Genomic DNA, 4,691 nt, shown 5'->3' with positions numbered 1-4,691 from the left:
GCGGCCCTGCCCCGGGGGCCATGTACGCTGTTCCCTCATCCACGGATGTGCCACGGGCGTGTAGCTCAGGGGTAGAGCGCTGCTCTTACAAAGCAGATGTCGGCGGTTCGAAACCGTCCATGCCCACCCGTACCGAAGGCCCCCGCCGATCACGGCGGGGGCCTTCGGCGTATCCGGCGCCCCTCAAGGACCGGCTCTCAGCCTCCCGCCGGGCGCCCGCACCGCAGGTTCCAGCGGCCCGAACGGCCCGAGAGTTCGGTCAGAGTCAGGGGGGCCACGTCCAGCCGCCAGAAGGACGCGGGAGGCAGGGCCAGGGCGTGGGTGACGGCCGCGCGGACCACCGCGGGGGAGGCGACCGCGAGGACGCGCCCGCCCGCCACGGGCAGCGTGTCCAGCCACGCGCCCACCCGCGCGACGAGCGCGAGCAGGCTCTCGCCGCCGTGCGGCGCCGCCGCGGGATCGGTGAGCCAGGCCCGTACCCCCGTCGGCTCCTCGGCGCTCAGCTCGTCCAGCCGCCGCCCCCGCCAGCTGCCCAGATCCCAGTCGGCCAGGGCCGGTTCGTCGCCGGTGGGCAGGCCGTCCGCCAACTCGTAGCGGGAGGAGGGCGGTTTCAGCCGGCGGCCCGGCACCGGCAGCGTCGCCACCGCGTCCTTGACCCGGCGCAGGGCGTCCTCGTCGGGGGAGGCCGCGTCGTCGCCGACTCTCGCCTCACGCGCGTAGCGGTCGGCCGGGGGTGAGATCAACATCACGCGTACGGTCATGGGACAAGCAGAGCACGGCCGTTCGCGCATGTGGCGCGGGGGCGGTGCCACCGTGCGCCGTAGCGGCGCGGACCGTCACGCGGTACGGTCTCGTCGACATAAAGACGGTGTGAAGGAAGCCCGGTGAGATTCCGGCACGGTCGCGCCACTGTGAACCCGGCGAGCCCCCGACAGGGAGCGAGGACGGGGAAGTCAGACCCACCACCGTCGACAAAGGCACCATTGACCGGGACGCGTGTTCCCCAGGAGGTTCTGCCGTGGCTCTCTCCGCCCCTGCGCCCAGCGCCGAAGCAACGCCGGCCATCACTCCCATCTCGCTCAAGGCCATCGCCCCCTGGGCCTTGTTCTTCGGCATCCTCATGCTCGTGCTGCTCTACTTCGTCGGCTCCGAGCAGGGCGCCACCAGCGTCTTCTCCGGCGAGAACGTCCACGAGTGGCTGCACGACGGACGCCACCTGCTCGGCTTCCCCTGCCACTGAGACCAGGGGAACCACTCGTGAACTCCCTGTCCGTCAGGGCCCTGCTGGTGCGGGGCATGATCGCCGGACTCGCGGCGGGCGCCCTGGCGCTCGTCGTGGCGTACCTCCTGGGCGAGCCCCGGGTGGACGCGGCGATCGACTTCGAGGAGGCGCACGCGCACGAGCACGGCGAAGAGGTGTTCAGCCGCACGCTCCAGTCCACCGGTGGTCTCGCCACCGGTGTGCTGGTGTTCGGGGTCGCCGTCGGCGGTATCGCCGCGCTCGCGTTCTGTGTCGCGCTCGGCCGTATCGGCCGGTTCGGGCCGCGCGCCACCGCGGTGTTCGTCTCGCTCGGCGCCCTTCTGACCGTCTATGTCGTCCCGTTCCTGAAGTACCCGGCGAACCCGCCGTCCGTCGGTGACCCCGAAACCATCGGCAGACGCACCGCCCTGTACTTCCTGATGATCGCGCTGAGCGTGCTGCTCGCCGTCGCCGCCGTGCTCCTCGGCAAGCGGCTCGCGCCCCGCCTGGGCAACTGGAACGCCACCGTCGCCGCCTCGGCCGCCTTCCTGGTCGCCGTCGGGCTCGCGTACGCGTTCCTGCCCGCCGTCAACGAGGTGCCGAAGGACTTCCCGGCGATGCTGCTGTGGAGGTTCCGGCTGGCCGCGCTGGCCATCCAGGCCACCTTGTGGACCGGCTTCGGGCTGGTCTTCGGCCACCTCGCCGAACGGCTCCTGGTGCCCGGGGCCGCGGCCCGGCCCGGGAGCGCGGGCACCGCGGCCGGAAGCGCCGAGCGCGTCGAGAGCGCCAAGAGCGCCAAGAGCACGGAGAGCGCCCAGGGCGCCCAGGGCGTCGACGGCGAGCCCGCGCCCGCCCACTGACCGGCGCCGTACGTACGAGGGCCCCGGACCGTCATCGGTCCGGGGCCCTCGCGCGCGTGGCTCGTGCTCGGCGGTCCGCCGCGCGGTGCGGTGGCGCTCGATCAGTCGGGGCGGCGCGCGGAGAACAGACGGATGCGCCGCTCTCTGCGGTAACGCCGCTCCCACCGGGCCATCTGGTCCCGGCGGGCGCGGTAGGCCCGGTAGTCCGTGTCGGTGCCGCGGCCGGGCCCACCGGCTCCGGACGAGCCGCCGGTCGGGGCCGTGGAGCGGCCACGGCGCCGGGCGCCGGCGAGTACGGCCACCACGGCGACGCAGACCACGATGCCGCCGGGGCTGAAACCGAAGCCGTACAGGACCAGCGCCAGGACGAGAAGCAACAGGATCATGGCGGGTTCCTCCGGGGACGGATCGGGGGCTCCCCTGGCCCCCGGAAGCCCTCCAAATTACTCCGCACGGAAGGGAGTCGGCCTGCGATTTATGTATGAGCCGGCGCTCCCGCGAACCCCTGCCGCACCCACGGCCTCCTACAGCCCCCGCAGCCGCTCCATCTCCCGGCGGTCCCGCTTGGTCGGCCGGCCCATGCCCCGGTCGCGGACGCCCGCGGCCAGTACGTCCGCGCGGGCGGGCGGCGGCGGGCTGTTGTCGATGTAGGTCTCGGCCGCGACGGCCGCGCCCACCCGCTTGCGGATGACCTTGGCGACCACGACGATCCGCTCCCGCCCGTCCAGCCGCAGCCGCACCTCGTCGCCCGGCTTCACCATGTGCGCGGGCTTGACGCGCTCGCCGTTGAGCTGGACATGGCCGGCCCGGCAGGCCGTCGCCGCCTGGGAGCGCGTCTTGGTGAGCCGGACCGACCAGATCCAGCTGTCGATCCGCACGGGCTCCGAGGGCCCCGCCGGCACGGGCGCGGGCACCACGGTCGGTGCCTGCTGTGCCTGCTGTGCCTTCTGCGCCTGCTGTGGGCTCTGTGGCTGCTGTGCCTGTTGGGGGTCGGCCCGCTCTGTCTTCGACTCGTCTGCTGCCGCCATGCCCCCGACTCTACCGAGGCCGTTGTCAGTGGTACCCGTCACACTTGAGGCATGTGCAGAAGTATCAAGACCCTCAGGCCGCCGGCCCTCCCCGAGGAGGCCACCGATGACGAGATCCGCGCGGCGGCTCTCCAGTACGTGCGCAAGGTGTCCGGCTTCCGGGCGCCCGCCGCGCACAACCGGGAGGTCTTCGAGCGGGCGGTGGACGAGATAGCGCGGGCCACGGCCGAGCTGCTGGAAGGCCTGGAGATACGGGGTGTGCCGGTCAGGACGCCGGCGTAGGCGCGACCGCGGGCGCCGGACGGCGCATGACGTAGGCGGCGAGGGAGCCGGCCGCGAACAGGGCGAGGACGGAGATGCCCGTGCCGAGCCAGGTCGCGCCGAGCCAGCGCCCGCCGAAGTAGCCGAGGCCGACGCTGTATCCGGCCCAGGCCACCCCGGCGAGGGCGGACCACGGCAGGAACTCCTTGGGGGTGCGGTGCGCCGCGCCCGCGCCGAGCGAGACGACGGACCGGCCCGCGGGGGCGAACCGGGCGATGACGACCAGTGCGCCGCCGCCCCGGCTCAGTGCGGCGCCGAGACGTTCCTGTGCGCGGGTCAGCCGGCGGGAGCGGGCGATGGCCCGGTCCAGCCGCGCCCCGCCGCGCCAGGCGAGGCGGTACGCGACGAGGTCGCCGAGGACCGAGGCCGCGGCGGCGCAGGCGGCGAGGAGCAGCAGGTCGGGGACGTCGCGTATGGCGTGCGGGGCGCCCGCCGCGGTGGTCGAACCGGCCGCCGCCGAGGTCGCGGCGGTGATCACCAGGACCCCGCTGGGCAGGACGGGGAGGAATACGTCGAGGAGGACGGAGACAGTCACCACCGCATAGATCCATGGGCTGCCGGTCAGCAACCCCACACTCTCCAGCACCACGACCCCCGAACGGAATGCGTCCCGCTGCCGCTGGTCCGCGGCCGGGTCGCTGTACAGCCGTACAGCGTACGCCTGGGGCGCGTGGGGATTCCGTTCGGGGGTGTGAAGTCAGTGGCGAGCCGGTGGGCGCCCGCGCGGGTGTCGGTGCGTCAGCGCGCGCTGCCCGCCGGGGCGACGGCGGTGTCGGGCGCCGGAGCGGTGGCGGTGGTCCGGCTGCCGAGCAGCCCGTCGAGGGCGAGCGCGCCGGGGCCGGTGAAGACGAGCAGCAGGAAGGCCCAGGCGTACATCGCGGACGCCTCGCCGCCGTTCTGGAGCGGCAGCAGCGCGCCCGACTGGTGCACGTCGAAGTAGGCGTACGCCATGGAGCCCGAGGAGAGGAAGGCGGCGGAGCGGGTGAAGAGTCCGGCCATGATCAGCACGCCGCCGACGAGCTGGATGACGGCCGCGTACCAGTTGGGCCAGGCGCCGGTCTCGATGGTGCCGCCGGTCCCGGCCGCGCCGCCGAACCAGCCGAAGAGCGAGGCGGCGCCGTGGCAGGCGAAGAGGAAGCCGGTGACGATGCGGAAGAGGCCCAGGACGTAGGGCTTGGCGCGCTCGGTGGGCAGAGCGGAGGCAAAGGCGGGGGAAGCCATGGGGGACGGGCTCCTTCGGTG

7 protein-coding genes, 1 tRNA gene, 1 pseudogene and 1 riboswitch are annotated in these 4,691 nt (G+C 73.6%); of the genes and pseudogenes, 4 read left to right on the top strand and 5 right to left on the bottom strand.

All coding sequences use genetic code 11. From position 1 onward, the window contains the following. Positions 1–54: 54 nt before the first annotated feature. A tRNA-Val gene (locus ACJA3G_RS30570) sits at positions 55–126 on the top strand. Positions 127–197: 71 nt separating this feature from the next. On the opposite strand, the gene ACJA3G_RS30565 is transcribed toward ACJA3G_RS30570, so the two are convergent. Then, complete coding sequence (locus ACJA3G_RS30565) at positions 198–761, bottom strand: histidine phosphatase family protein (protein ID WP_406556283.1); 564 nt, start codon at positions 759–761, stop codon at positions 198–200. 68 nt (positions 762–829) lie between these two features. Further along, positions 830–985: riboswitch (cobalamin riboswitch) on the top strand. Positions 986–1,018: 33 nt separating this feature from the next. Here ACJA3G_RS30565 and ACJA3G_RS30560 point away from each other — a divergent pair. Further along, positions 1,019–1,240 (top strand): CbtB-domain containing protein, encoded by a 222-nt coding sequence (locus ACJA3G_RS30560; RefSeq protein WP_358835660.1) that lies wholly within the window; start codon positions 1,019–1,021, stop codon positions 1,238–1,240. A gap of 17 nt (positions 1,241–1,257) precedes the next feature. After that, positions 1,258–2,100, top strand: a complete 843-nt coding sequence (locus tag ACJA3G_RS30555; RefSeq protein WP_406556282.1) for a CbtA family protein — start codon at positions 1,258–1,260, stop codon at positions 2,098–2,100. Between the two features lie 101 nt (positions 2,101–2,201). On the opposite strand, the gene ACJA3G_RS30550 is transcribed toward ACJA3G_RS30555, so the two are convergent. Next, the gene (locus tag ACJA3G_RS30550; RefSeq protein WP_406556281.1) at positions 2,202–2,486 is read right to left on the bottom strand and encodes a hypothetical protein; all 285 of its coding nucleotides are present in this window, start codon (positions 2,484–2,486) and stop codon (positions 2,202–2,204) included. Positions 2,487–2,627: 141 nt separating this feature from the next. Continuing rightward, positions 2,628–3,128 (bottom strand): annotated as a pseudogene (locus ACJA3G_RS30545) (RNA-binding S4 domain-containing protein); the annotation flags it as partial. A 51-nt stretch (positions 3,129–3,179) separates the two neighbouring features. Here ACJA3G_RS30545 and ACJA3G_RS30540 point away from each other — a divergent pair. Further along, positions 3,180–3,410 (top strand): DUF2277 domain-containing protein, encoded by a 231-nt coding sequence (locus ACJA3G_RS30540; protein ID WP_406556280.1) that lies wholly within the window; start codon positions 3,180–3,182, stop codon positions 3,408–3,410. Here the strand turns inward: ACJA3G_RS30540 and ACJA3G_RS30535 are convergent. Beyond that, positions 3,394–4,035, bottom strand: coding sequence for a DedA family protein (locus ACJA3G_RS30535; protein ID WP_406556284.1), 642 nt, complete (start codon positions 4,033–4,035; stop codon positions 3,394–3,396). The two genes, ACJA3G_RS30540 and ACJA3G_RS30535, sit on opposite strands and share 17 nt — an antisense overlap. A 152-nt stretch (positions 4,036–4,187) precedes the next feature. Beyond that, complete coding sequence (locus ACJA3G_RS30530; RefSeq protein WP_406556279.1) at positions 4,188–4,670, bottom strand: DoxX family protein; 483 nt, start codon at positions 4,668–4,670, stop codon at positions 4,188–4,190. Positions 4,671–4,691: the final 21 nt, after the last annotated feature.

Origin of the sequence: Streptomyces sp. YS-3 (assembly GCF_045257485.1) — a bacterium.
Taxonomy (GTDB): domain Bacteria; phylum Actinomycetota; class Actinomycetes; order Streptomycetales; family Streptomycetaceae; genus Streptomyces.
This window is presented reverse-complemented; position numbering and strand designations above follow the sequence as displayed.